The organism is Cognatishimia sp. WU-CL00825, from assembly GCF_040364665.1.
In the GTDB taxonomy this organism is placed as follows: domain Bacteria; phylum Pseudomonadota; class Alphaproteobacteria; order Rhodobacterales; family Rhodobacteraceae; genus Cognatishimia.
Genome location: NZ_BAABWX010000001.1, coordinates 729777 through 755315, shown reverse-complemented (window position 1 = coordinate 755315; position 25539 = coordinate 729777). Strand labels below are relative to the sequence as shown.

Sequence of the window (25539 nt, the reverse complement as noted above, 5' to 3'; positions counted from 1 at the left end):
CGTTCAACCGTAATGGAAACCCATGACAGATTTCGAAATGGACATAGATGCGATTGGGCTGTTGTGCCCGTTGCCGGTGCTGAAACTGCGCAAACGTTTGCAAAAGCTAGCGGCGGGGGCGCAGGTGCGTTTGCTGACGGATGATCCGGCTTCGATTGTGGACGTGCCGCATTTTTGCCAAGAGCAAGGCCACAGGCTGTTGTCTTCTGGCGAGCGCGATGGTCATTTCTTTTTCATCGTGCAGAGAGCCTAAAAAAAACGCCGGGACAGTGCCCGGCGTTTTGGTATTTGATCAGCTGCCCATCGACCACCATCCGCGCCGCTTGGGCTTGGGTGGTACGTCAGCTTTTGGTTCTGGGGCAACCTCTGCGACGGGTTCCGCCACGGGTTCAACAACAGGTTCCGCCACCGGTTCGGCGATTGGCTCTGCTGTGGGCTCTTTTTCCAGCACTTGAACGTCAGACTGAGGCGCTGTTTCCACCGGCTCTGTTTCCACTGGCACCGGGTCTACTGGCGACGGTTCGATTGGCGCGGGCTCTGCGGTTACTGGTTCTGTGGTTACAGCTTCTGACGCCGGAGTGTCGGTCTTTGCCGCATCAGCTGTTTCCACAACAGGAGCTTGTGCCTCTGCGTCGGCTTGTGTGTCAGCTGCGGCCTCAGAAGGAGCCGCCTGCTCACCTTCTGCGGTCTCTGCAACCGCATCTACGGCCGTTGGTTCCTCTGTCTTTTTAGGCTTTCGGGACCGTGACCGGCTACGTGACCGACTGCGGGACTTTGGCTTATCTTCGCCGGTCTCTTCAGGCTTTGTCACGTCCTCAGCATCAGCCGAGTCCACGTTCTGCGTATCAGCCTGCGTGTCAACTTCGCCAGCATCTGAAGTGGTTGTCTCGTCAGTAGTTTCTGCGTTCTCATCGGTACGTGACTTGCGACGACGCCGACGACGACGGCGTTTCTTTGGCTTATCAGCTTCTTCGGTTACGGTTTCCACCGGAGCCTCTTCGACCACTTCCGCGTCTTCGATGTCATCATCAACCTGATCCATCAACATCGTGTCCACAGAGACAACAGCGGCTGTTGGTTCGGGCACAACACGGGTTGCGGTCTTGAATTTCTCGATGGTGAAATCTGGCGAGATCAACGTCGGATCACCTTCGATCCGTACAGACAACCCATAGCGGGTTTCAATCTGAGCAACATGCTCGCGTTTTTGGTTCATCAAGTAGTTGGCGATAGACACAGGGGCCTTGACCAAAACTTCGCGTGACCGGCGGCGGGTGCCCTCTTCTTCGATTTGGCGCAGGATATTCAGCGCCAGATTGTCGTCAGAGCGGATCAAACCTGTGCCGTGGCAATGCGCACAAGGCTGTGTAGTCGCCTCGATCATGCCGGGACGCAAACGTTGACGGCTCATCTCCATCAGGCCAAAACCCGAGATGCGACCCACCTGGATGCGCGCACGGTCGGTTTTCAGCTTGTCTTTCATCCGTTTTTCAACGGCTGTGTTGTTCTTGCGCTCGTCCATGTCGATGAAATCGATCACGATCAGGCCTGCAAGGTCGCGCAGACGCAACTGGCGCGCCACTTCTTCGGCGGCTTCCAGGTTGGTTTTCAACGCGGTCTCTTCGATGCTGCCTTCTTTGGTGGCACGGCCAGAGTTGACGTCGATGGCAACCAAAGCTTCGGTGACGCCAATCACGATATAGCCACCAGAGCGCAGTTGTACCGTTGGGTTGAACATTCCACCGAGGTAGCTTTCGACCTGAAAGCGCGCAAACAGCGGCAATTGATCCTGGTAATTGCGCACGTTTTTGGCATGCGACGGCATGATCATTTTCATGAAGTCTTTGGCAATGCGGTAGCCGCGCTCGCCTTCGACCAGCACTTCGTCGATTTCGCGGTTATATAGATCGCGGATCGACCGTTTGATCAGATCGCCTTCTTCATAGATTTTGGCAGGCGCGATTGATTTCAGCGTCAGAGCGCGGATTTGCTCCCACAGGCGCTGCAAATACTCATAATCGCGTTTGATCTCGGCTTTGGTGCGCTTGGCACCAGCGGTGCGGATGATCAAGCCAGCGCCCGACGGCACATCAATCTCGTGGGCGATTTCCTTGAGCTTTTTGCGGTCGGTCACATTGGTGATTTTACGGCTGATGCCGCCACCGCGTGCAGTGTTTGGCATCAGGACGCAATAGCGACCCGCAAGGCTAAGATAGGTTGTCAGAGCCGCGCCTTTGTTGCCGCGCTCTTCTTTGACCACCTGCACCAAAAGGATTTGGCGCACTTTGATCACTTCTTGGATTTTGTAACGACGGGCGCGGGGCTTGCGCACCGGGCGAATGTCTTCGCTGTCGTCTTCGTCGGCAACCGATTCAATCGAGTCGTCTTTGTCTTTGGCTTCAGAGCGTCGGCGACGTGGCTTTTCGGCCTCTTCTTCGATCTCTTCAGCTGGCGCGGCCTCTGCAGTGTTTTCCTCAGCGGCAGACTCTTGCGTCTCAGAGGGTGCGGCTGCGGCCGGTGCCTCTTCGGCAATCTCGGTTTCAGCTTTTGGGGCCTCTGGCGCGGTTTCTTCTGCTGGAGTTTCCTCTGCAGCTACGGATGCAGCTACGGGCGCGGCTTCGGCCTCTGCTTCGGTCTCTTCGCCGGTTTCTGGGTCCTGAGACACAACGGCGTCTTTGCCATCAGTTTTTGCAGCCATGGTCTGCCCAGGTTTGCCCTGGCCATCTTGGTCTGCAGTGTCTGTGTCTGCTTCGGCAACCGTTTCCACTGCGCTTTCTGTCTTTTCGACAGGCGCGGCCTTAGATTCTGCGTCAGCTGTTGGGGCCTCTGCAACTTCGGTTGGCGCGTCTTCGGCTGGCGCATCTTCTGTGGTTTCAGGCGCAGCAGCTTCAGTGTCCGCTTGGGCTGGGTTTTCTGTGACAGAGGCCTCGGGCGTTTCTGTCTCTGCTACTTGCGTTGTTTCTTCAGACGCTGCTGTGTCAGCTGCGTCTGATTTTGGCGCATCATCCACAAGGTCCACAGCTGCGTTTTCGTTATTGTCCTCAGCCCCATCGTTCAGGTCGATGGTTTCCATACCTTCGATCTGGTCGGCCGCAACGGCCTGTTCTGTGGGCTGAGTTTCTTTGGGTTTGCGCGACCGAGACCGGCGCCGTTTGGGCTTGGGTTTCTCGTCTTCTTCGTCGCGCGCCTTTAGAGATTCCGCATAGGCCCGCTCTTCTTCCATCAGTGCTTCGCGATCCGCCACCGGAATCTGATAATAATCAGGGTGGATCTCGGAAAACGCCAAGAAACCATGACGATTTCCGCCATAGTCTACAAAGGCTGCCTGCAGAGACGGTTCGACACGTGTAACTTTTGCTAGATAGATATTGCCAGCGAGCTGGCGTTTGTTTTCAGATTCAAAGTCAAATTCCTCGACCTTGTTTCCATCCACCACCACAACGCGGGTTTCTTCCGCGTGGGTGGCGTCGATAAGCATTTTCTTAGCCATGTTGTCCATTTGCACCGAAGTGAGACCCTGTCGCGCTGGCGTGTCAGACCAGGCGGTTCCAGAGATTGCACGGGGTGTCTTGTCAAGGCGAGTTGAGACGCGCGGCCAAGGGGGCCGCGAACGGCCTCTGCTCGGTCTCTCAATAGTATCGCGCGCTTCATCGCGGTTCTTCTCCGACGCCAGTTGGCGCCTGTTACGTGCCCGCCGCCAGTTGGCGGTCCGGGCGTTTGTCTAGCCCCGAGGGGCTCAATCGGTCTGAAAGAAAATCGGGCGCAATCGCGTCCTAGGCGATAGTCCTTCAGCGAAACTCATGCGGTGCTGCCATTTGGCGCAGTCCGTCATCCCTACATAAGACCACGTATGTGGAAATTACAATGGTAAAACAACACGCGCTAAAATTGAAAAGCCACCGCGCCAGAAAGCGCGATGCCATTTGCACGGAAATATTCGATGATTTTAGAGATAATCAGCCCGGGCGAGACCGTATTTGGCCATTTTTTCATTAAGCGTCCGGCGCGGCAGGCAGAGTTCTTCCATGACGCTTGCGATCGATCCACGATGTCGGCGCATGGTATTGTCGATAAGCATGCGCTCAAACGCTTCGACATATTCCTTCAAGGGCTTGCCCTCGGTGGTCATCACCGGCTGCATTTCCTCGTGGTCATTCATCAAAAGCGAGGCGATAGTGCCGCCACCACGACGCGATTGCAGTACCGCACGTTCTGCCAGATTGATCAGCTGACGCACGTTGCCGGGCCACGGGGCCTGCAAAAGCTGCGCCGCTTCTTGGGCGCTGACCTGTGGCGCGTCGCAGCCGTATTCTTCGGAAAACTGTTCCGCATGACGCGTGAATAGCGTCAGGATGTCTTCGCCGCGCTGCCGCAGGGGGGGCACGGTGATGCGCAGGGCGGCTAGGCGGTAAAAAAGGTCAGAGCGCAGCGCATCTTCGCAGGTGCGGTTTTGCTCTTGAAGGTTGCAAATCGCCACAATGCGGGTTTCCGCAGGGGTGCCCTGATCGTTGATCACACTTAGCAAACGGGCCTGCAACGTATCGCTGAGCGCCTCGATATCTTCGAGCACCAAAGTGCCACCGCGGGCTTCCTCGACCGCGGGCAATTGCGTGTCTTCGGGCAGCATTGGTCCAAACAGGCGCTTGGCCAACGCGTCTTCTTCCAAGGCGCTACAACTGACCAAGACAAATTTCTTGCCCGCCCGGCTGCCGACTGCATGCAAAGCATGCGCCACTAAAGTCTTGCCGGTTCCGGTCTCGCCATCAATCAGCACATGACCGTCAGCCTGCCCCAGATCAAGGATATCTTCTTTGAGCCGCGACATCACGGGGGATGACCCAATCAACTTGTTCATCAACTGGCTGCCATCTGACAGCTCTTTGCGCAGCACGCGGTTGTCCAAAGTCAGACGCCGGGCATTTGCCGCTTTCTTCGCCAATTGGCTCATGCGGTCTGGGTTAAACGGCTTTTCCAGAAAATCAAACGCCCCGACCCGCATGGCTTCGACCGCCATCGGCACATCGCCATGGCCGGTGATCATGATGACCGGCAAAGCGCTGTCGCTGCCCATCAGTTTTTTCAAAAACTGCATGCCATCCATGCCGGGCATCTTAATATCAGAGATCACAATCCCCGGATAATCCGCCCCCAAAACCTTGAGCGCATCCTCTGCGCTGGCAAAGGTCTCTGTGTCATATCCAGAGAGTGCCAACCATTGACTGATAGACTGACGCATATCTTTTTCGTCATCCACAATCGCAATTTTCATAGCCTGAGCCATCGTTTACTCCGCAGCTTCAATCTCACCACTTAAGATAGGCAACTGTACTTCAAATACAGCCCCACCGTTCTGACCGTTTCGCGCGGTCAGCCGTCCCCCTAGGTCGTTTACGATCCCAGAGGAAATGGCAAGCCCCAGCCCGACACCATCGCCAGGCTGTTTGGTGGTGTAAAAGGGTTCAAACAGGTTATCCAGATCCTGGATCCCTGCCCCGTTGTCGCGCACGGTCAAGGTTGCGGTTTCACCCGCCGCCAACAACACTTCGATTTCCGGTTCATCAACGCCTTTTGTGGCATCCAAAGCATTGCGCAAAAGGTTGATCATCACCTGCTCGATGCGCACACGATCCCCCATCACCCGCACCTGTTCATCCGGCATGATACGGCCGATTTTAACATGTCTCTGACGCAATTGTGGTTCCATCAAAGCCAGAGCAGAGGCCAGCGCATCCCCCATTTCTACTGGGTGAAAGTCCTCTCCACCCTTGCGCGCATAGCTTTTCAGCTGCTTGGTGATCGCCCCCATGCGTTCGATCAAATCGTCGATCCGTTTAAAGCTGGACAATGCTTCTTCGGGACGATTGCGGCGCACCAAAAGACGCGCCCCCGCCAGATAGGTTTTCATCGCAGCCAAAGGTTGATTTAACTCATGTGAAACCGCCGCCGACATCTCGCCCAAAGCTGCTAATTTAGAGCTTTGCGCCAGCGATTGTTCGGCCACTTCAAGGCTCGCCTGCATGCGTTCACGTTCGGCAATTTCTCGCTGCAACCGGTGGTTCAATGCGCGAAGGCTCGCCGACTCGCGCTGGAACAAAGCCATGCGCAAAGCGTTTTTTCGGCTGAGAAAATAGAAGGCCATCGCCAAAAGAATGGCGAATCCCATGATTTCCAACGCAAGAACCGCATTCACCCGCTCGCGCACATTGGTATAGCTGGTGAAACTGGCGATCTGCCAACCTCGAAAGGGAATGCGGGCATCTTTGCGCATCACAGCTTCGCCGCGCAAATAAGCATCAGCTGGCAAAGCTGTCCAATCCGATGTCGCCTGAATAGCCCGTTCAATTGCGCCCTGTGCAGGCTGACGTTGCAAAGCGTCTGCTTCGGTTAACCCACGCCAACGAGGCTCTGTGGCCAGAATAATGGCCCCCTGACTGTCTGTGACCAACACAGCATCAGAGATGCCCGCCCAGGCCCGTTCGAACTTTTGCAGATCCACTTCGACCACAATGACCCCAAGCGCCACATTTTGCTGTTCCAGACGGCGGGAATAGGCAAAGGAATAGCCTGCACTTTCCCGTGGCGCGACACTGAACACTGTCGCATTAGAGCGCATGGCATCGACAAAATAAGGCGCTTGACGATGGGACTCTCCCAATCGGTTGCGATCGGTGGCCGCCACGGTGCGCCCGTCACTGTCCAACAGCACCAAGGACGCTGCCCCGATCTCTTCGACAAAGGAAATCAGACGCGCGGTAGAGGTGGTAAAATCGCTGTCTTGCAGCGCGCGGATCAATTCCGGGTCACGCGCCAATAGCTGCGGCACAATCGCGCTGCGGCGCAGTTCTGACTGTAGGTTTCCTGAGTAGAGAGCCAAGCGCAACTCTGCACGGTTACGGGTGTTCTGGGTAAAGCGATCGGTCAAATAGCTATTGGTGATCCAGATGGTACATCCGGCGATCACACACAGCCCCACCAGCGCCAGACGCACGCGCCAACTGATGGTGCGCAGCCTGTGCGTTTTTCTGGGGGTTTTCCTTTGGGATTTCCCGCCAATCTTTGCGTGTGGTTCAGTTTTGCCGCTCATAGCGGTAAGGTACGCCGCCTAAACGGCGTACTCAAGTCATGCAGGTACGACTTTGTCGATCAATGCGCTAAACATTGCCGTTCCGTCCACGCCGCCATGGCCAGCATCCGCAGCCCGCTCTGGGTGCGGCATCATGCCAAGCACCCGGCGATTGGCAGACAGCACACCAGCGACATCCGCAACAGACCCGTTGGGATTATCGGTATAGGTAAAGGCAATACGATTCTCGCCCTGCAAACGTGCCAGCGTCTCTGGGTCTGCGAAATAATTGCCATCATGATGCGCTATTGGAATATTGATGACATCGCCCTGCGCATAGCCATCAGTATAGACGCAATCTGCGGCCGTGACCTTTAGCCCAACGGTACGGCAGATATACTTCAACCCGGCGTTGCGGCGCAAAGCGCCGGGCAAAATGCCGGTTTCTGTCAGGATCTGAAATCCGTTGCAGATGCCCATGGCATAACCGCCCGCGTCGGCATGTTTCACCACAGCGCGGCAAATCGGCGAATTGGCCGCAATTGCGCCACAACGCAGATAATCGCCATAGGAAAACCCACCTGGTACGCCGACGATATCTACGCCAGCTGGTAAGGCGCTTTCCTTGTGCCACACCATAGTGACATCTGCCCCGGCGCGCTCAAAGGCAACCGCAAGGTCGCGGTCACAATTTGAGCCGGGAAACACTACAACCGCCGCTTTCATTATGAAAGCTCCACGCGATAGCTTTCGATGACCGTATTGGCCAAAAGCTTTTCGCACATCTTGGTCACGGTTGCTTCGGCTTTCGCCGCATCGGTTTCTGCCAGATCAAGCTCTATCACCTTGCCCTGACGCACACCATCAACACCATCAAAGCCAAGCGACCCAAGCGCGTGGCGCACCGCCTCACCCTGGGGATCCAAAACGCCGTTTTTCAGCATCACGTAAACACGTGCTTTCATGTCGATCTTCTCCAGCTCATTAAATGAAACCCGACCCAGGCTTCACTTTTCTATAAATACTCAAAAAGCCCCGCCATCCGCAGAGCCTAGGGGTTAGTTGATCAGCGTAGGTTTGGTGATCGGTGTCGCATTCTTTGGCAAAACACCCAAACGACGCGCCACTTCGGCATAAGCGTCTGTCAGGCTGCCAAGGTCGCGACGGAACACGTCTTTGTCCAGCTTGCGATTGGTTTCCATATCCCACAGGCGGCAGCTGTCCGGGCTGATTTCATCTGCCACAACCAACTGCTGAAAATCGCCATTATAAGTACGGCCAAATTCGATCTTGAAATCAATTAGTTTGATGCCAACGCCATACATGACCCCAGACATGAAATCATTGACCCGCAACGCCATACTCAGAATGTCTTCCATGTCTTGCTGACCAGCCCAACCAAAGGCTGCGATATGCTCTTCGGCGACCAGCGGGTCTCCCAAAGAGTCATCTTTGTAGCAATACTCGACAATCGGACGCGGCAACTGCGTGCCTTCTTCGATGCCCAGACGCTTAGACATCGATCCTGCGGCAAAATTGCGCACGATGACTTCGAGCGGAATAATCTCGCAAGAGCGCACCAATTGTTCGCGCATATTCAAACGTTTGATGAAATGCGTTGGCACGCCAATCTGACCCAGGCCGACCATGAAATATTCGCTGAGGCGGTTGTTCAACACACCTTTGCCGTCGATGACGTCTTTCTTCTCAGCGTTAAAGGCGGTGGCATCGTCTTTGAAATATTGAACAATCGTGCCGGGCTCAGGACCTTCATAAAGTACTTTTGCCTTGCCTTCGTACAACTTCTTTCCACGCGCCATGGGGTCTCTTTCTCTGCGGGCGGGGACCGACTCCCCGCTTCTTTGCGCCCTCTTAGTATATGGGCGTCTTTGTCGCAAGCGTCGCTACCCCCTTGCAGCAAAGCCATTGCATAGGCATATCTTAATAATCACGTACCCAAACTAAAGGGATCTTTGCCATGAACACATTCAACGACCGCGAAAAAGCTTTTGAGGCTAAATTTGCCCATGATGAGGAAATGCAGTTCAAAGCCGAAGCTCGCGCCAACAAAAAGCTGGGCCTTTGGGCGGCTGAGTTGATGGGCATTTCTGGCGACGAAGCCGAAGCTTACGCCAAAACCGTGATTGCATCGGACTTTGAAGAAGCTGGCTGCGAAGATGTCATTCGCAAAGTCACAGCTGACCTTGAGGGCAAGGTGCCGTCAGACACCATCCGCGAGAAACGCGCCGAGGCCCTTGTAGCGGCCAAAAACGAGCTTGTAGACGAAGTTTGATTTAGCACCTGTTGCAAAAATCAACCACAAGGTGAACAGAATAGCTAAGCCTTTCTGTTTACTTTGTATTTATTTTAACCCAGCCATGTTATCGTATCGGTAACCTTTCGAGCCATATTCTGGTTACGGTGGGACAAATTGAGGTTGAGGGTAACATTTTGGGGCAGGCAATTCGTCAAGCCCGAACAGTGCTACGCCATGCAATTCCAATTGCAATCGGCGTTGTCTGCTGTTGGGCGCTATATAACCAGCTAGATCACATCAATTTTAGTCAACTTTGGCAGGCGGTTTTAAGCGTCGAACCTTGGCAATGGATCGCGGCAATCTTTGCCACTGCGCTGAGTTTTTGGGCAGTGGCCCGCTATGATGTTGTTGCCCATAGACATTTTCAAACAGGTTTACCCCAACGTCGTGCCACAGTTACGGGTGCAACGGCGATTTCGGTTGGTCAAACAGTTGGCGCTGGTGCCATTGTAGGGGCCTTTATTCGCTGGCGCATGCAGCCCGGATTAGGTCTGGTTTCTGCCGCGAAAATCACTGCCTTTGTGACCCTGACCTTCCTCGCCGCATGGTCAGTGATAACAGCAACGGCGGTGTTGGTTCTGCCCACAGGAGGCGTGCATGTTTCAGTACCCTGTTCGGTGCTGGCTGTGGCGTTTGGCCTGCTTGGTCTGGCGTTTTTCAACCCGGTCTTGCGACGCGCGGGCCGCGAAATTGAGCTGCCAACTCTGACCGCCATGGGGGCGCTTTTGGCGCTTTGTCTTTTAGATACCTTTGCAGCCACCTTGGCCTTTTGGGTGTTGTTGCCAACCGGCATTGAATTGACAATCGCACAGATTTTTCCGGTTTATCTGATAGCTTTAGGCGCGGCATTGCTTTCTGGGACGCCCGGCGGAGTTGGTCCATTTGAACTGACGGTTCTGGCCTTGTTACCGCTTGCGCCAGAGGCAGAGCTGATGGCTGCCATCCTGGCTTTCCGCATGGTTTATTATGCCCTGCCCGCGATTTTGGGTGGCATTGCGCTTTTGAAGCCCATGACAAAATCAAACGATGCCGATTGGCTGTCACAAGCGCTTGGTGATCTGGACAACAGCCTGAAATCCAGCAGCGCCCGTGCCGAGTTGGGCGTTGTGCGCCAAAACGGCGGAGCGATTTTGCATTGCACGGGCGGGGTGTGTGGCGTTGTGCGCACCGGTCAGACCTTGACCACGATATTTGACCCGATCCAAGGCCATTCCGCAGATTTGGCACAGCCGTTGCGCGACATAGCGCGGGATCAAAACCGCATTGTTTGCAAATATAAAATCACGGCCCGCCACGCGTTGCGCGCCCGAAAAGCTGGATGGACTGTATTACATGTGGCCGACGAAGCCATGGTTCGCCCAATGACGCATAAGCTTGACGGATCTAAATACCGTCAATTGCGGCGCAAATTGCGCACCGCAGAAAAAGCCGGCGTAACAATTTCGATCGCCCAAGATGCATTGCCGTTTGATGATATGGCACAGGTATCCGCCGCCTGGGAGGCCACCCATGGCGGTGCACGTGGCCTTTCTATGGGCCAGTTTGAAGAAAGCTATGTGGCGCATCAAAAGGTGCTATTGGCCTATGTTAACAATATGTTGGTTGGATTTGTGACCTTTCATGTTACCGCGCATGAATGGTGCTTGGACTTGATGCGCGTCTTACCTGACGCACCTGATGGCACCATGCACCGCCTGGTTCAATCCGCCATCGAAGCCGCCGCCACTGAAACGGTGCCATGCCTGTCGCTTGCGGCCGCGCCCGCCGGCCCAAAGGAACATGCCCGACTTGAAGCCTGGGCGCGCAAAGTGTTTTTTGCCAAAGCCGGTGGAGCTGGTTTAAGGCAGTTCAAAGCTTGCTTTAATCCGCAGTGGCAACCGCTTTATATGGCGGCCCCTAGCCCGGCCCAGATTACTTTGGCAGCGCTTGACCTTATCCGTTCGGTGCGTCGGGCTGAACCATTGAGCGCGCCGCAATTTGCGATGCTGGAAAACCGAAATTCATAATCAAAATGAGGAAATTGCATTTGTTCTTTTGCCGATTGCATGGCACAGGGAGCTGTCTTGCCGATGTGTGCTAAAAGGAGTCTGTTATGACAAATGCGCTTTCCCGTTTGCTTGAAACCCAGGATTGGTTGTTGGCGGATGGGGCCACCGGCACAAATCTGTTCAATATGGGGCTGACCTCTGGGGATGCACCCGAAATGTGGAACGAGGAACACCCGGATCGCATTAAGAAATTGTACCAATTTGCGGTGGATTCTGGCAGCGACATTTTCCTAACCAACTCCTTTGGCGGCAATGCTTCGCGGCTGAAATTGCACAACGCTGGGCATCGGGCGCGTGAGCTGTCGCGCATTGCTGCGGAATTGGGCCGCGAAGTTGCCGATAAAGCGGGTCGCACGGTGATTGTTGCCGGTTCTGTTGGCCCAACAGGTGACATCATGTTGCCGGTTGGCACGCTATCACATGCAGATGCCGTGGAGATGTTTCACGAACAAGCCGAAGGCCTGAAAGAAGGCGGGGCTGATGTTTGCTGGCTCGAAACCATTTCGGCCCCCGAAGAGTTCAAAGCTGCCGCCGAAGGCTTTGCTCTGGCTGGCATGGACTGGTGCGGTACCATGAGCTTTGACACTGCTGGCCGCACCATGATGGGGGTGACCTCTGCGGATCTGGTCAAATTGGTTGAAGACTTGCCAAATCCGCCCCTTGGTTTTGGGGCAAACTGCGGCACTGGCGCATCTGATCTGTTGCGCACCGTATTGGGCTTTTCTGCTCAGGGCACCGAGCGCCCGATCATTTCCAAGGGCAATGCGGGCATTCCAAAATATGTCGATGGACATATTCATTATGATGGTACGCCAGAATTGATGGCGGATTATGCGGTTATGGCACGTGATTCCGGTGCGACAATCATTGGCGGCTGCTGTGGGACCATGCCAGAGCACCTTGTTGCGATGCGCGAGGCGCTGGAAACCCGTCCACGAGGCGATCGCCCAACCCTGGACCGCATCACCGACGCTTTGGGGGCATTTTCCTCGGCAAGTGATGGTACCGAAGAAGGCGCGGATGCCAAACCCAAACGTCGCAGCCGTCGTCGCGGCTAACACTCAGGTCTAAAACAAGCTCAGTTGGTTGCCCTCTGCAAAGGGCACTGCAAATAGATCGGTGCGCAAATTAGGTAAGGTCTTGGACAGGCCGTTTTTGCGCATCGCCAGCGCCGCACGATGCGCTATCATCTGCGCATATGGCCCTTCACCGCGCATCCGTTTGCCCCAGTCCGCAGCATAATCTTTGCCCCCGTGCATCGCACGCACATGTGACATGACCCGCGCTTTGCGATCTGGGAAATGCGCCGCAAGCCATTCTTGGAACAAAGCCGACACTTCCAAAGGCAAGCGCAGCATGATCCATGTTGCCGCCCGTGCCCCGGCATTTGCCGCAGCCCCAAATATGCGTTCAATTTCATGGTCGGTCACACAGGGCACCACAGGGGCCACCATGACGCGCACAGGCACGCCTGCCTTTGCCAGCCGTTCAACCAGCGCCAGACGCCGCGCTGGCACGGGCGCGCGCGGTTCCATCAAACGCGATGTGCGCACATCCAGCGAGGTGATTGAAACCCCCACCTGAACCAATCCTTCACAGGCCATTTCTGACAAGATGTCCAAATCGCGTTCGATCAATGTGCCTTTGGTGACAATGGCGACGGGGTGGCGGAATTTTTGCAAAACAGCCAGACATTGGCGCATGATCTTATGCTGTTTTTCAATAGGTTGATATGGATCGGTGTTGGTGCCAATCGCCAAAGGAGCCACAGCATATCCACGTTTACGCAGCTCTGCGTCTAGAATGCTGGCTGCATTTGGGCGCGCGATCAGGCGGGTTTCAAAATCCAGCCCCGGCGAAAACCCCAGATAGGCATGCGTTGGCCGCGCAAAGCAATATATGCAGCCATGTTCGCATCCGCGATAGGGATTGATCGAGCGATCAAACGGCAAATCCGGCGAGGTATTACGCACAATCATCGATTTTGCCGTCTCTAGAGACACCGCTGTTTTAAACAGCGCCCGCTCTTCCTCGATCGCCCAGTCATCACTGGTTTCGATTCTTTGCGTCGTTTCAAAACGGCCCGTTGGATTACTGACAGCCCCGCGCGCTTTGCGCCGTTCCTTGGAAATTTCTAACGAGTCGTTTTGTTCCATTGCTAAATATAAGAACAAAACAAGAACAATTGCAATGAAGCACATAATCTGAATGAATCTTTTTCGAGAGAAATTCAGAAAAATTAACAATATAAGTCGGTAGCGATTGCGTCGATGTCGCAAATTTGACAGTCGACAGATGGCAAAACGACGAAAACTGGACGCGGGCGCTCGGCCTTAACGCCATCCGCAAGGGAATTGACATGTCAGACGAAGAAGAAATCAACCTGTCCGAACTGAACGATGAAGAACTCGTCGAACAGATGTTTGACGACCTTTACGATGGCCTCAAAGAGGAAATCGAAGAAGGTGTTCAAATCCTGCTGGATCGCGGCTGGAGTCCCTATCGTGTTTTGACCGAAGCGCTAGTTGGCGGGATGACCATTGTTGGCGTCGATTTCCGAGACGGCATTTTGTTCGTGCCAGAAGTTTTATTGGCTGCAGGCGCAATGAAGGGCGGCATGGCCATCCTGAAACCGCTTTTGGCTGAAACTGGTGCGCCACGTGTTGGCAAGATTGTCATTGGCACTGTCAAAGGTGATATCCACGATATTGGTAAAAACCTTGTGGGTATGATGATGGAAGGCGCGGGCTTTGAAGTTGTCGATATCGGCATCAACAACGCCGTTGATGCCTATCTTGAAGCACTCGAGGCTGAAGATGCCGATATTTTGGGCATGTCAGCGCTGCTGACAACAACAATGCCTTATATGAAAGTTGTCATCGATACCTTGATCGAAAAAGGCAAACGCGACGATTACATCGTCTTGGTTGGTGGTGCACCGTTGAACGAAGAATTCAGCACAGCAATTGGCGCAGACGCTTATTGCCGGGACGCCGCCGTAGCAGTTGAAACGGCCAAAGAAATGATGGCGCGCAAACACAATTCAGTCAGCGCGTGAAATAGCGGTTAAACGCGTGTTACCATTGGCCCGCCCTTGGCGGGCCTTTTTGTTAAAGCAACAGCGGTGCCAAAATGGATGACAAAAACCTGACCGAACATGGATTGGATCTGGCCCCGTCAGAGGCGCGCATTTTATTGATTGCCTGCGGTGCTTTGGCGCGTGAAATTCTGGCGCTGAAGAAAATGAACAATTGGCAGCATATGGATCTGACCTGCCTGCCCGCAATTTTGCACATCCATCCGCAAAAGATTCCAGCAGCGGTTCAGGATGCGGTTACCAAGCATAAAAGCGCGTATGATCAGATATTTGTAGTCTATGCTGATTGCGGCACTGGAGGATTGTTGCAGAAAACCTGTGATGAACTGGGTGTTCGCATAGTCAAGGGCCCACATTGTTATAGTTTCTTCGAAGGAAATCAAAGGTTTGAAGAGATAAGCGAAAGTGAGTTTACAGCGTTTTACCTCACCGATTTTTTGGTGCGCCAATTTGATGCATTTGTCTGGAAACCCATGGGCTTAGACAGACACCCTGAACTGCGTGACATGTACTTTGGCAATTACGAAAAACTGGTCTATCAAGCGCAGACAGATAACCCGGAACTGCGCGCCAAAGCCCAGGATTGCGCCCAACGGCTTGGCCTGACTTATGAGCATCGGTTTACTGGCTATGGAGATTTGGAAACCAGCCTGTCAGAAGTTGCTGCGCCGAGCACTTAGACAAGCGATGTCACCCATAGAATATTGGCGTCTTCGTCGCTGACTGAAACCACATTATGACCCATGGCACCGTCATAATAGGCGCTGTCCCCGCGACGCATTTCAAGCGGCTCATAGAATTCGGTATACAGCTTGATAACACCCGTCAGCACATACAGGAATTCTTCGCCATCATGGCGCACCCAGCCGTCAAATTCATCCATGCTGCGCGCCCGCACGCGCGCACGATAGGGTAACATGTTCTTTTTGGTCAGGTTTTCTGACAATAATTCGTGTTCATAGGTGGTAGTTGGGCGATGCGCGCCTTGGCCTTGTTTGGTGATGACCAAACGACCATTAATCTGATCGCGTTCGGGCGGTGTAAACAGTTGCGGCACCGAAATCTCAAGACCCTCGGCCAGCTTTTTGAGCGCGTCATAGGTTGGTGACATCTGGCCGTTTTCGATCTTGGACAGCGTTGAACGCGCCAAGCCCGCCTGAGTGGCGGCCTGTTCCAATGTCCAATTTCTTGCCTTGCGCAACTCACGTACGCGCACCCCCAAATCTAGGGGTTCTGCATCATCCACCGTGCCATTTTCGCGCGCAACCTGGATCAACGATTTAGGATCTTTTTGTGTCATAATCTCGGGTTTTAGGGTGCAGGATGAAAAACATCAAGTCAGGCACAGCACTTGCCCCTGTCCGGCCCCCGATCTAACGGGTTTGAGCTTGCGCGATGACGCGTCAGCGCCTAGCAAACAGGAATGCAATCAATCTTTGACATGGGCAGCGCAGATCCCTGCCCCAAATCGTTTAATATGGCGGCACATGTGCTTGCTTTGGCTGACAACCAGCCAGAAAAAACGGCCCTATCCGTCATCGCAATATCCCAGGCCCAAAACTTGAGCTATGCCGCGTTAAAACGCGCTGTTTTGGGGGTTGCCACGGGATTGCAGGCAATGGGAATACAGCCAAACGACCGCGTTCTGATGCGGCTTGGAAACACTGTGGATTTCCCGATCACATATTTGGGATGTATTGCGGCGGGCATTGTTCCTATTCCAACTTCGTCCATGCTGACAGTTTCAGAAGTAAACAATATCATCGCCGAGATGACGCCGTCTGCCATCATCCATACGCCTGAATTGACACCAAACTTGGGCGCAGATCAAACCGGTGCCATGACCATTGATCTGGACAAACTTCAGAGCTTTTTTGAATTGCCAGCGGCAGAATTTCATTTGGGCGACCCAGAGCGCCTTGCCTATATTGTCTATACCTCGGGCACCTCGGGTCAACCGCGTGCAGTCATGCATGCGCACCGCGCAATTTGGGCGCGTCGCCTGATGCATCAGGGCTGGTATGACCTAAAAGACAGCGACCGCGTTTTACATGCGGGTGCATTCAACTGGACCTATACTTTGGGGGCTGGGCTGCTTGATCCTTGGACGCTTGGGGCGACCAGTCTTATCTTGGAACCCGGCACAAATATCGAGGCTATTCCCGAACTGCTGCACCAGCATCAGGCGACGATATTTGCAGCTGTACCGGGGGTTTACCGAAAAATCATTGCACAGGACTTGCCGCTTCATTTGCCACATCTACGCCATGGTATTTCGGCAGGTGAAAAGCTGTCGGTTGCCTTGCGACAGAGCTGGAATGATCGCACAGGCACCGACATCCACGAAGCCTTTGGCTTGTCCGAATGCTCGACTTTCATTTCCGGGTCACCCGCCAGTCCTGCGCCCGCCCAGAGTTTTGGGCGGCCACAAAAGGGTCGCCATATTGCGATTGTCTCTGACACTGGCCCTGTGCCTCTCGGATCGTCTGGGCAAATCGCTGTGCATTGCGATGACCCGGGCTTGATGCTGGGCTATTACAACGCGCCAAAGGAAACGGCGGCGCGGTTTCACGCGGGCTGGTTTTTGACCGGGGATTTAGGCTGTATGGATGACAGCTTTAACGTGACCTACCTTGGCCGGGCCGACGACATGATGAACGCAGGCGGATTTCGGGTATCGCCGATCGAGGTAGAACAAGCTCTGCAGCCCTGTCCCGGTTTGGCGCAAATCGGCGTGATTGACGTAGAAGTCAAAGCAGATACCAAGGTGATCGCGGCATTTTACACCGCCCACAAAGAGTTGAGCAGCGCCACGTTGGAAGCCTTTGCCAAGACCACATTAGCACGCTACAAGCAGCCCAGAATATACCAACGTCTGAAAGCCTTGCCCACCAATCCCAATGGCAAACTTTCCCGACAAAAATTGCGCGAAATCTATGAGGCCTCAAATGACGATGCAGCCCATCAAACTTGACATTATGTCAGACCCTATCTGCCCATGGTGCTATATTGGCAAAACCTTGCTTGATCGTGCTTTGGCAGAAGAGCCTGATCAGCCGTTTCTGATCGAGTGGCATCCATTTCAACTGAACCCTGACATGCCCGCGGGCGGCATGGACCGGGCTGACTATCTCGAGCGTAAATTCGGTGGAAAGGAAAATGCCGTTAAGGTCTATTCCCAGATAGCGCAGCATGCCGAGGACGCTGGTATCAAAATGGACGTTGGGGCCATCAAACGCACTCCAAATACCATTGATGCGCACCGGTTGATTCATTGGGCGCGACTGGAAGACAAGCAAAACGCTGTGGTTGATGCTTTGTTTCAAGCCTATTTTGTTGAAAACCGCGATATTGGCGACCACGAGGTTTTGTCTGACGTGGCCGACAGCGTGGGCATGGATGCATCGGTTGTGATGCGTCTGCTGCAAAGCGATGCTGACATTGAAGACACTCAAAAACGCGATGCCACCATCCGCGAAATGGGTGTCAATTCTGTTCCGACGTTTATCGTGGGCGGGCAACACGCAGTGCCCGGCGCACAACAGCCTGATTTGTGGCGTAAAGTCATTGCAGAGCTGCGCGCCCAGCAAACCGAATGAACCAGCGCACCCGCATCGTTTCACTGATTGCACTGATTGCGCAGATCATTGCGGCCGGCACGGTGTTTTTTCACTTTGTCGAAGGCTGGAGCTGGTTGGACAGCTATTTCTTTTCTGTCATCACGCTGTCGACCGTTGGCTATGGGTCTTTGGTGCCTGCGACGGCTTTGGGGAAAATTGGAACCACGGTTTTTATCTTTCTTGGCATTGGGATTTTTGCGGCTGTCATTCAGCAATTTAGTCAGGTCGCCGTGGAACGCCGTCTGCGCATTTTGCGCCGATTGAAGGCCAAAGAGAAAGTCGAATCCACCAAGAAGTAACACTTGCAACTTTCTTGCTAGAGATTATTTTACAAGTCTCGATATGAACCTGACTTTGATTTCCACGACAGGTGCTCATTCCACTCAAGGACCAATTTGATGCAACCAACAAGCCGCGCGGCGGAATTGGAACTGATTGCGCTTGTCGCGATGCTGTTTGCCACAATCGCTTTGTCGATTGATGCCATGTTGCCCGCTTTGACCGCCATGGGCCAAGAGCTTAGCCCTGCGGCACCGGATCGCGCAACGTTGGTTGTAGGCGTGTTCCTGATTGGCATGGGTGTTGGCACCTTCTTTACTGGGCCACTATCGGATGCAATTGGGCGTAAACCGGTTATTCTTGGCGGCTTTGGTTTTTATCTGATAGGCGCGTTGATTTGTGGGATGTCTACCACTTTAGAGGGCATGCTTTTGGGGCGCTTTGTGCAGGGCTTGGCTGTATCGGGGCCCCGCATTGCCGGTGTTGCCATGGTGCGGGATCTCTACAAAGGCGAACGTATGGCCGCCATCATGTCCTTTGCGATGATGATATTTGTTCTGGTTCCGGCCATCGCGCCATTGATTGGTTTGGGCATTATGGCGATTTTTGACTGGCGCGGCATTTTCTTTGCCTTTGCTTTATTTGCTGTGATCATTGGCGCGTGGCTGGCGTTTCGCCGGGCCGAAACATTGCCGCCAGCGAACCGCAAACCCATGTCGGTTCGCGGATTGACGGATGCGGTTTTTGAAACCTTTGCCAATCGAATTTTTCGGTTTTCGGTTGCGGTGCAAACCATGGTTTACACAGCCCTGTTTTCTACCATTTCAACGATCCAGCCTATCTATGCGCAAAACTTTGGTATCGGGGACGAGTTCGCGCTGTTTTTTGCCGCCAGTGCCCTATTGTCGATGCCGGCAAGCTATGTAAACGCGCGGGTTTTGCCCAAGTTTGGCATGCGCAGATTGGTGAAAATCGCAATCATCACCCAAATGATCCTATCGATCCTTGCATTGATTGTGTTCTTTCTGGGCGGCATGACGGTTTGGGTGTTTTTCGCCTGGGCCACGTCATTGTTGCTGGCCATCGGCTTTGTATTTGGAAATCTGAATGCGCTGGCGATGGAGCCTTTGGGCCATATTGCTGGTATGGCTGCTTCTATCAGCGGTGCGGCGTCAACCATTCTGTCGGCCTGTCTTGCGATCCCGATCAGCCTAAGTTTTGACGGCACACCCAAATCGCTGCTTTTGGGCGTGGTGATCTGCCAGATTGCCGCCTATTTGCTGATGCTTAAGCTTGGCCCGCGCGAGGTTTAAACCCGCGCTTTCAAAGCCAATTCACGGGCAATTGCAAAGCCGCCTTTGATTTTGTCGGCATCGCCTTTCCAGTCGCGACGCACCACAATCTTATTGTCTTTGATCTTGGCCATGCCCTTTTGCTCGGTCATGAATTCAACCAGGCCCTGCGGCGATTTGAATTTATCATTGTGGAACTGAATGGTGGCCCCCTTTGGCCCCCCATCCATTTTCGCAATGCCAGCTTTCTTGCACATCGCTTTGATGCGCACGACCAGCATCAGTGTGTTCACTTCACGTGGCAGCTTGCCAAAACGGTCAATCAACTCTGCAGCAAAGCCTTCGAGTTCGACTTTGGTGGTCAGACCCGACAGACGGCGATATAGGCCCAGACGCACGTCTAGATCCGGCACATAGTCTTCGGGGATCAACACCGGCACACCCAGATTAATCTGTGGAGCCCATTGGTCATCATGATCGGTCAGCCCCTCCATGGAGCCCGCCTTGATCTTGGAAATCGCTTCTTCCAGCATCGATTGATAAAGCTCATAGCCAACATCACGCATCTGGCCTGATTGCTCTTCGCCCAGCAGATTACCGGCCCCGCGGATATCAAGGTCTTGAGACGCCAGGGTAAACCCTGCACCAAGCGTGTCCAGCGACCCAAGCACGCGCAACCGTTTTTCAGCCGCCGGGGTCAGTTTTTTCCGTGGTTGCGTGGTCAAATACGCATAGGCGCGGGTCTTGGAGCGCCCCACCCGTCCACGAATTTGATACAGCTGGGACAGGCCAAACATATCCGCGCGATGCACAACCATTGTGTTGGCGGTGGGAATATCCAGCCCGCTTTCCACGATGGTGGTGGCCAATAGCACATCGTATTTGCCGTCATAAAAGGCATTCATGCGGTCGTCCAATTCACCTGCAGCCATCTGACCATGCGCCACGACATATTTCAGCTCTGGCAATTGTTCTTTCAGAAACTCTTCGATCTCTGGCAAATCAGAAATACGCGGCACAACATAAAAGCTTTGCCCGCCGCGATAGTGTTCGCGCAACAAGGCTTCGCGTACGGTGATGGCGTCAAATTCGCTGACGTAGGTGCGGATCGCCAAACGATCCACCGGCGGCGTGCCAATGATAGACAAATCACGCACCCCCGACAGGCTAAGCTGCAGCGTGCGCGGAATGGGTGTCGCGGTCAGGGTCAGCACGTGCACATCAGAGCGCATTTGTTTCAGGCGTTCCTTATGGCCAACACCAAAATGTTGTTCTTCGTCGACAACCAGCAGGCCAAGGTCTTTGAAACGAGTGTATTTCGCCAAAAGCGCATGAGTACCAATCACGATATCAACCGTGCCGCGCGACATGCCATCGCGAGTTTTCTCGGCCTCTTTTGCGCCGACAAAACGCGACAGGCTGCGCACTTCTAGTGGGAAACCACGAAACCGTTCAGAAAAGCTTTTGTAATGCTGGCGCGCCAAAAGCGTTGTGGGGGCAATGACCGCAACCTGTTGGCCGCTCATCGCTGCAACAAAAGCCGCCCGCATCGCCACTTCGGTTTTGCCAAAGCCAACATCCCCGCAGACCAGACGATCCATCGGCAGCCCCGCTGTCAGATCGCCCATGACATCTTCGATGGCCCGCAATTGATCATCGGTTTCCTGATACGGGAAACGCGCTGAAAAGGCCTCCCAGGCATGATGTGGCGCTTCCATAACGGGGGCGCGGCGCAAGGCCCGCTCTGCAGCCACACGGATCAATTTGTCCGCCATTTCGCGGATGCGTTCTTTGAGTTTTGCCTTTTTGGCCTGCCATGCCCCGCCGCCCAGTTTATCCAGCAGCCCCTCGTCATGGCCATAGCGCGACAAGAGTTCGATATTTTCAACTGGCAGATAAAGCCGCGACCGTTCGGCATATTCTAGGCTGATGCATTCATGCGCAGCCCCGGCAGCAGTGATCACTTCGAGGCCATGATACCGGCCGATGCCGTGATCCACATGCACAATCAAATCACCGGGAGAAAGCGATTGTGTTTCCGTCAAGAAATTTTCGGCTTTGCGCTTTTTGCGCGGAGCGCGGATCAGTCGGTCACCAAGCACATCTTGCTCGGAGATCACGGTCAAACCCGGAGATTCAAAGCCGTTTTCCAAGGCCCAGACGGCTAGAAACAAGCCAGATTTCCCGATGCGCGCCGCGTCAGAAACATGCACGGTTTCTGACAAACCCTCATCTTCGATCAAGCCACTAAGGCGTTCCCGTGCCCCTTCGGAATACGAGGCCACAACCACAGGACCATCTTGCATCTTTTTCTTAAGATGATCTGCCAACGCCCCGAAAAGGCTAACATTTTCCTGCTGCCGCTCGGGCGCGAAATTGCGGCCAATGCGACCCATTTTGTCGATAGATCCGGGGCCAGAGGCCTGCGGCAACGGCTTAAATTTCAAGACCCGACGCTTGGCAACAGCGGCCTCCCAAGCGTCGTCATCCATATAAAGCAAATGCGGCGGCACAGGCTTATAGACCGTATCCAACCGCTTTTTCTGTGACAGCGCATGTTTGCGGGTTTCATACTGGTCCTGCACAGAGTCCCATCGGGCCAGCCGCATCGCATCGGATTGATCATCCAGACTGATGCTGGCCTCTGGCACATAGTCAAACAGCGTTTCCAACGTGTCGTGGAAAAAGGGCATCCAGTGCTCAACACCCTGATGTTTACGCCCAGCTGATACGGCTTCGTACAGCGGGTCATCCGTACCAGCCGCCCCGAATTCTATGCGATAATTCTGCCGGAACCGTCGAATTGCGGCGTCGTCCAAGATTACTTCAGAAACCGGTGCAAGCTCTATCAAGTCAAGCTTTTCGGTGGTGCGTTGGCTGATTGGATCAAACCGGCGCGCCCCATCCAAGACATCGCCAAACAGATCCAGCCGCACGGGCCCACCATCACCCGGTGGAAAAATATCGATGATTCCGCCACGAATGGCATAGTCGCCCGGCTCCATCACGGTTGGCGCTTGGGTAAAGCCCATGCGCACCAAAAATTCGCGCAGCGCCTTTTCATCAATTTGATAGCCAACCTGCGCCCGAAATGCCGCGTCTTTCAGCACCGTGCGTGCCGGCAATCGCTGGGTCGCCGCATTCAGCGTGGTGAGCAAAACAAATTGCCCCGGCATGCCATGCACCAGCCCGGCCAAAGTGGCCATACGCGCCGCAGACATATCCGCATTGGGCGACACCCGATCAAACGGCAAACAATCCCAGCCAGGAAAAGTGATGACGGGCATGTCAGGTTGAAAAAACGCCAACGCAGATTGCAAGGCAGCAAGACGTTTGTCGTCGCGCGCAATGTGCAAAACGGGCCGGCCCGTGGCCTTGACCTCATCCAGAATCAATCGCGCGTCATATCCTTCAGGCGCGCCCCCAACGGTGACATGATTTGCATCCATCAAGCAGGCCCTTTAATTCAGCGGCGAAATTTGAAAATTTTGATACATGCCCCAGATGGACGTGACAAAAATTGCAGCCATACCAATAAGTTGCACATAGATTCTGTGGCGCGCCAAACGCTTATAAAGCTCGGTGCCGTGCACGTCATCCGCCTGAATGCCGCGCGCCGCGGCAAGCGTCAAAAGCCCCACAATCGCGATTGGGAACAACACAAGGAAAACCGCCTGTGCAAATTCTATCCGGTAGTAAAAGCCGAGCACCGCCAACGCGGTAAAACAAAAGCAGCCAAACGACATCATCCAAAGGCCAGATTCGCGCCCGATATACATCAGCCGTCCAACATTGATGCGCACCAGATCTTCCAGATCCACCTCGTGCTGGCCACCTTTGCGACGCGCGCGCAGCACAAGGTCATAAGGCACCCCCAGAATCCAGTGGCTGGCGGACGACCAGATCACCGCGAGCATGATCCAAAACCAAAGGTTGGAAAAGCTGCGCATATCGATCAGGGCAAGAATGGTTGTATACCAATCCACGGGGGTATTCCTTTTAAATTTGCTCCCACATAGCGCGACAGCGCAGCAATTCCTACCCTTGTGGCGGGACAATATCCATGGCAACTCAATAGCAGGCAAAACAGAGGCTATTATGAAACCGACCGTCGCCCCTTTTCCCAAAGCGCGCCTGCGCAGAACCCGTCATTCTGCAGCCTTGCGTGATCTGGTTGCAGAGAACACATTAACTGCGTCAGACCTGATCTGGCCGGTGTTTGTACGCGATGGCGAAGGCATCGAAGAACCCGTAACCTCGATGCCCGGCGTGTCGCGCCTATCCGTCGATAAAATCGCCGAGGCCGCCAAACAAGCCTATGATTTGGGCATCGGTGTCATTTGTCTGTTTCCCTATACCGATCCATCTTTGAAAACCGAAGATTGTGCCGAGGCATGGAATCCTGACAACCTGTCAAACCGTGCCGCACGCGCCATCAAAGCTGCTGTGCCTGACATGGCGGTGATGACGGATATTGCGCTTGACCCTTATAACATCAATGGCCACGACGGATTTGTCGAAAACGGCGAAATCGTCAATGACCGCACGGTTGAAGCGCTGGTCAAACAGGCCCTCAGCCAGGCCGAGGCTGGCAGCGATATTTTGGGGCCTTCTGACATGATGGATGGGCGCATTGGGGCCATCCGCGCTGCGCTCGAAGCGGCAGCATTTACCAATGTTACAATCATGTCCTACTCGGCCAAATACGCCAGTGCCTTTTATGGCCCGTTTCGCGATGCGGTTGGCGCTTCGGGTGCTTTGAAGGGCGACAAGAAAAGCTATCAGATGAACCCGGCCAATGGCGATGAAGCTCTGCGTCTGGTACAGCGTGATTTGCAAGAAGGTGCCGATATGGTGATGGTCAAACCCGGCATGCCGTATCTGGATATCTGTCGTCGCGTGAAAGACCAATTTGGTGTGCCTACTTTTGCTTATCAGGTGTCCGGCGAATACGCGATGATCCGGGCTGCCGCCCAGAACGGTTGGATCGATGGCGAGAAAGCCATGATGGAAAGCTTGTTGGCGTTTAAACGCGCAGGGTGTGATGGCATTTTGACTTATTTTGCCCCACAGGCCGCACGCCTGCTGAGCGGGCGTTAACCCGCCGAGATGTCAGGCAAGAGATGACATTCTGCTTGATGCGCGATATATTGCCAAAAAAAGCCGGAAAATCGGCAGAGCTGGTACAACAAACACAGGCGACTCTTATGAAAAACCTAAACAGACGCACATTTGCCCTTACGGCCTTGGCTGGCGTATCCGTTACCGCAGCTTGCGGCAATGGGGTTGGCAGCAATGGAGCTGACACAATCGATGCACGGGTCAGCGCGACACTGACGCATATGTATGACAACTATCCGAACACAGCTGATTTGGCGGGCAAAGCCGCTGGCATGCTGGTGATGCCTTTGGTCACAGAGGCCGGCTTGGGCTTTGGTGGCGCATATGGCCGCGGCGCATTGTTGGTGAATGACATCACCGTTGATTATTATTCGACAGCCAAAGCGAATTTCGGGCTGCAAATTGGCGCGCAGCAATATGCGCATGTTTTGTTCTTTATGACGCAGGACGCCTTGATGAATTTCCGCCGCTCCAGCGGTTGGGCTGCGGGCGCTGATCTTGAATATGTATTCTCTGATCAGGGCGACTCTCTGGCCACCGAGACCACGACCTTGACCGCACCGGTGATTGCGGTGGTCTTTGGCCGCGCGGGCCTGCGGGTTGGGGCCACGCTGGAAGGCACCAAGTATTCGCGGATCATTCCATAACAATTGGCAATATATTGTTGAAAACGCCGCCCCTTTTGGGCGGCGTTTTTGTTTG

The 25539-nt window shown here is 54.2% G+C and carries 22 protein-coding genes; 12 read left to right on the top strand and 10 right to left on the bottom strand.

The window, feature by feature from the left end; genetic code table 11:
• The first annotated feature begins 22 nt into the window (after window positions 1–22).
• Entirely contained in the window at window positions 23–253 is a 231-nt protein-coding gene (locus ABXG94_RS03650; RefSeq protein WP_353532366.1) for a sulfurtransferase TusA family protein, read from the top strand.
• A gap of 39 nt (window positions 254–292) precedes the next feature.
• Here the strand turns inward: ABXG94_RS03650 and ABXG94_RS03645 are convergent, their stop codons facing one another.
• The 6 genes from ABXG94_RS03645 to purC all read right to left on the bottom strand — a co-directional run bounded on the left by ABXG94_RS03645 (window position 293) and on the right by purC (window position 8883).
• The gene (locus tag ABXG94_RS03645; protein ID WP_353532365.1) at window positions 293–3490 is read right to left on the bottom strand and encodes an Rne/Rng family ribonuclease; all 3198 of its coding nucleotides are present in this window, start codon (window positions 3488–3490) and stop codon (window positions 293–295) included.
• A 456-nt stretch (window positions 3491–3946) separates the two neighbouring features.
• Window positions 3947–5281 carry a sigma-54-dependent transcriptional regulator gene (locus ABXG94_RS03640; RefSeq protein ID WP_353532363.1) on the bottom strand — a complete coding sequence of 445 codons (1335 nt, stop codon included), beginning with the start codon at window positions 5279–5281 and terminating at the stop codon, window positions 3947–3949.
• Between the two features lie 3 nt (window positions 5282–5284).
• Window positions 5285–7084, bottom strand: a complete 1800-nt coding sequence (locus tag ABXG94_RS03635) for a sensor histidine kinase (protein WP_353532362.1) — start codon at window positions 7082–7084, stop codon at window positions 5285–5287.
• Window positions 7085–7120: 36 nt separating this feature from the next.
• Complete coding sequence (gene purQ / locus ABXG94_RS03630; protein WP_353532361.1) at window positions 7121–7789, bottom strand: phosphoribosylformylglycinamidine synthase subunit PurQ; 669 nt, start codon at window positions 7787–7789, stop codon at window positions 7121–7123.
• Window positions 7789–8028, bottom strand: coding sequence for a phosphoribosylformylglycinamidine synthase subunit PurS (gene purS, locus ABXG94_RS03625; protein WP_353532359.1), 240 nt, complete (start codon window positions 8026–8028; stop codon window positions 7789–7791). Before purS ends, purQ begins: the two co-directional genes overlap by 1 nt.
• Window positions 8029–8121: 93 nt before the next feature.
• Entirely contained in the window at window positions 8122–8883 is a 762-nt protein-coding gene (purC, locus tag ABXG94_RS03620) for a phosphoribosylaminoimidazolesuccinocarboxamide synthase (RefSeq protein ID WP_353532358.1), read from the bottom strand.
• Window positions 8884–9041: 158 nt separating this feature from the next.
• Here purC and ABXG94_RS03615 point away from each other — a divergent pair, with 158 nt between their 5' ends.
• From ABXG94_RS03615 to bmt, 3 genes are all read left to right on the top strand, one after another.
• Window positions 9042–9356, top strand: coding sequence for a DUF1476 domain-containing protein (locus ABXG94_RS03615; protein ID WP_353532357.1), 315 nt, complete (start codon window positions 9042–9044; stop codon window positions 9354–9356).
• A 188-nt stretch (window positions 9357–9544) separates the two neighbouring features.
• The gene (locus ABXG94_RS03610) at window positions 9545–11386 is read left to right on the top strand and encodes a phosphatidylglycerol lysyltransferase domain-containing protein (RefSeq protein ID WP_353532356.1); all 1842 of its coding nucleotides are present in this window, start codon (window positions 9545–9547) and stop codon (window positions 11384–11386) included.
• A gap of 86 nt (window positions 11387–11472) precedes the next feature.
• Entirely contained in the window at window positions 11473–12486 is a 1014-nt protein-coding gene (gene bmt / locus ABXG94_RS03605; RefSeq protein ID WP_353532355.1) for a betaine--homocysteine S-methyltransferase, read from the top strand.
• A gap of 9 nt (window positions 12487–12495) precedes the next feature.
• Here the strand turns inward: bmt and ABXG94_RS03600 are convergent, their stop codons facing one another.
• Window positions 12496–13584 carry a PA0069 family radical SAM protein gene (locus ABXG94_RS03600; protein WP_353532354.1) on the bottom strand — a complete coding sequence of 363 codons (1089 nt, stop codon included), beginning with the start codon at window positions 13582–13584 and terminating at the stop codon, window positions 12496–12498.
• 203 nt (window positions 13585–13787) lie between these two features.
• On the opposite strand from ABXG94_RS03600, the gene ABXG94_RS03595 reads away from it, so the two are divergent.
• Window positions 13788–14486: a cobalamin B12-binding domain-containing protein gene (locus tag ABXG94_RS03595; protein WP_353532352.1), complete on the top strand. Its 699-nt coding sequence runs from the start codon at window positions 13788–13790 to the stop codon at window positions 14484–14486.
• Between the two features lie 74 nt (window positions 14487–14560).
• Window positions 14561–15205, top strand: coding sequence for a DUF1638 domain-containing protein (locus ABXG94_RS03590; protein ID WP_353532350.1), 645 nt, complete (start codon window positions 14561–14563; stop codon window positions 15203–15205).
• Here ABXG94_RS03590 and ABXG94_RS03585 read toward each other — a convergent pair.
• Window positions 15202–15825, bottom strand: coding sequence for a helix-turn-helix domain-containing protein (locus ABXG94_RS03585; RefSeq protein WP_353532348.1), 624 nt, complete (start codon window positions 15823–15825; stop codon window positions 15202–15204). The two genes, ABXG94_RS03590 and ABXG94_RS03585, sit on opposite strands and share 4 nt — an antisense overlap.
• Before the next feature lie 123 nt (window positions 15826–15948).
• On the opposite strand from ABXG94_RS03585, the gene ABXG94_RS03580 reads away from it, so the two are divergent.
• The 4 genes from ABXG94_RS03580 (at window position 15949) to ABXG94_RS03565 (ending at window position 19737) form a co-directional block, all read left to right on the top strand.
• Window positions 15949–17499, top strand: coding sequence for a class I adenylate-forming enzyme family protein (locus ABXG94_RS03580; protein WP_353532347.1), 1551 nt, complete (start codon window positions 15949–15951; stop codon window positions 17497–17499).
• Window positions 17474–18124, top strand: a complete 651-nt coding sequence (locus tag ABXG94_RS03575; protein WP_353532346.1) for a DsbA family oxidoreductase — start codon at window positions 17474–17476, stop codon at window positions 18122–18124. The genes ABXG94_RS03580 and ABXG94_RS03575 overlap by 26 nt, the downstream gene beginning before the upstream one ends.
• Entirely contained in the window at window positions 18121–18444 is a 324-nt protein-coding gene (locus ABXG94_RS03570; protein ID WP_353532345.1) for a potassium channel family protein, read from the top strand. Before ABXG94_RS03575 ends, ABXG94_RS03570 begins: the two co-directional genes overlap by 4 nt.
• Window positions 18445–18543: 99 nt before the next feature.
• The gene (locus tag ABXG94_RS03565) at window positions 18544–19737 is read left to right on the top strand and encodes a multidrug effflux MFS transporter (protein WP_353532344.1); all 1194 of its coding nucleotides are present in this window, start codon (window positions 18544–18546) and stop codon (window positions 19735–19737) included.
• On the opposite strand, the gene mfd is transcribed toward ABXG94_RS03565, so the two are convergent.
• Window positions 19734–23165, bottom strand: a complete 3432-nt coding sequence (mfd, locus tag ABXG94_RS03560) for a transcription-repair coupling factor (protein WP_353532343.1) — start codon at window positions 23163–23165, stop codon at window positions 19734–19736. The two genes, ABXG94_RS03565 and mfd, sit on opposite strands and share 4 nt — an antisense overlap.
• Before the next feature lie 12 nt (window positions 23166–23177).
• Window positions 23178–23702 (bottom strand): component of SufBCD complex, encoded by a 525-nt coding sequence (locus tag ABXG94_RS03555; protein ID WP_353532342.1) that lies wholly within the window; start codon window positions 23700–23702, stop codon window positions 23178–23180.
• A 112-nt stretch (window positions 23703–23814) separates the two neighbouring features.
• Between ABXG94_RS03555 and hemB the strand changes: the two genes are divergently transcribed.
• Window positions 23815–24816 (top strand): porphobilinogen synthase, encoded by a 1002-nt coding sequence (gene hemB, locus ABXG94_RS03550; RefSeq protein ID WP_353532341.1) that lies wholly within the window; start codon window positions 23815–23817, stop codon window positions 24814–24816.
• A 107-nt stretch (window positions 24817–24923) separates the two neighbouring features.
• Entirely contained in the window at window positions 24924–25484 is a 561-nt protein-coding gene (locus tag ABXG94_RS03545; protein WP_353532339.1) for a lipid-binding SYLF domain-containing protein, read from the top strand.
• Window positions 25485–25539 lie beyond the last annotated feature (55 nt).

Excerpts from the sequence above, each read along its gene's own strand:
- ABXG94_RS03590 (WP_353532350.1), top strand. The coding sequence starts at position 14,561 with ATGGATGACAAAAACCTGACCGAACATGGATTGGATCTGGCCCCGTCA.
- ABXG94_RS03640 (WP_353532363.1), bottom strand. The coding sequence starts at position 5,281 with ATGGCTCAGGCTATGAAAATTGCGATTGTGGATGACGAAAAAGATATG.
- purC (WP_353532358.1), bottom strand. The coding sequence starts at position 8,883 with ATGGCGCGTGGAAAGAAGTTGTACGAAGGCAAGGCAAAAGTACTTTAT.
- ABXG94_RS03580 (WP_353532347.1), top strand. The coding sequence starts at position 15,949 with ATGCAATCAATCTTTGACATGGGCAGCGCAGATCCCTGCCCCAAATCG.
- ABXG94_RS03645 (WP_353532365.1), bottom strand. The coding sequence starts at position 3,490 with ATGGCTAAGAAAATGCTTATCGACGCCACCCACGCGGAAGAAACCCGC.
- mfd (WP_353532343.1), bottom strand. The coding sequence starts at position 23,165 with ATGGATGCAAATCATGTCACCGTTGGGGGCGCGCCTGAAGGATATGAC.
- ABXG94_RS03600 (WP_353532354.1), bottom strand. The coding sequence starts at position 13,584 with ATGGAACAAAACGACTCGTTAGAAATTTCCAAGGAACGGCGCAAAGCG.
- ABXG94_RS03545 (WP_353532339.1), top strand. The coding sequence starts at position 24,924 with ATGAAAAACCTAAACAGACGCACATTTGCCCTTACGGCCTTGGCTGGC.
- ABXG94_RS03570 (WP_353532345.1), top strand. The coding sequence starts at position 18,121 with ATGAACCAGCGCACCCGCATCGTTTCACTGATTGCACTGATTGCGCAG.
- ABXG94_RS03565 (WP_353532344.1), top strand. The coding sequence starts at position 18,544 with ATGCAACCAACAAGCCGCGCGGCGGAATTGGAACTGATTGCGCTTGTC.
- ABXG94_RS03575 (WP_353532346.1), top strand. The coding sequence starts at position 17,474 with ATGACGATGCAGCCCATCAAACTTGACATTATGTCAGACCCTATCTGC.
- ABXG94_RS03585 (WP_353532348.1), bottom strand. The coding sequence starts at position 15,825 with ATGACACAAAAAGATCCTAAATCGTTGATCCAGGTTGCGCGCGAAAAT.
- hemB (WP_353532341.1), top strand. The coding sequence starts at position 23,815 with ATGAAACCGACCGTCGCCCCTTTTCCCAAAGCGCGCCTGCGCAGAACC.
- ABXG94_RS03595 (WP_353532352.1), top strand. The coding sequence starts at position 13,788 with ATGTCAGACGAAGAAGAAATCAACCTGTCCGAACTGAACGATGAAGAA.
- purS (WP_353532359.1), bottom strand. The coding sequence starts at position 8,028 with ATGAAAGCACGTGTTTACGTGATGCTGAAAAACGGCGTTTTGGATCCC.
- ABXG94_RS03635 (WP_353532362.1), bottom strand. The coding sequence starts at position 7,084 with ATGAGCGGCAAAACTGAACCACACGCAAAGATTGGCGGGAAATCCCAA.
- purQ (WP_353532361.1), bottom strand. The coding sequence starts at position 7,789 with ATGAAAGCGGCGGTTGTAGTGTTTCCCGGCTCAAATTGTGACCGCGAC.
- ABXG94_RS03615 (WP_353532357.1), top strand. The coding sequence starts at position 9,042 with ATGAACACATTCAACGACCGCGAAAAAGCTTTTGAGGCTAAATTTGCC.
- ABXG94_RS03650 (WP_353532366.1), top strand. The coding sequence starts at position 23 with ATGACAGATTTCGAAATGGACATAGATGCGATTGGGCTGTTGTGCCCG.
- bmt (WP_353532355.1), top strand. The coding sequence starts at position 11,473 with ATGACAAATGCGCTTTCCCGTTTGCTTGAAACCCAGGATTGGTTGTTG.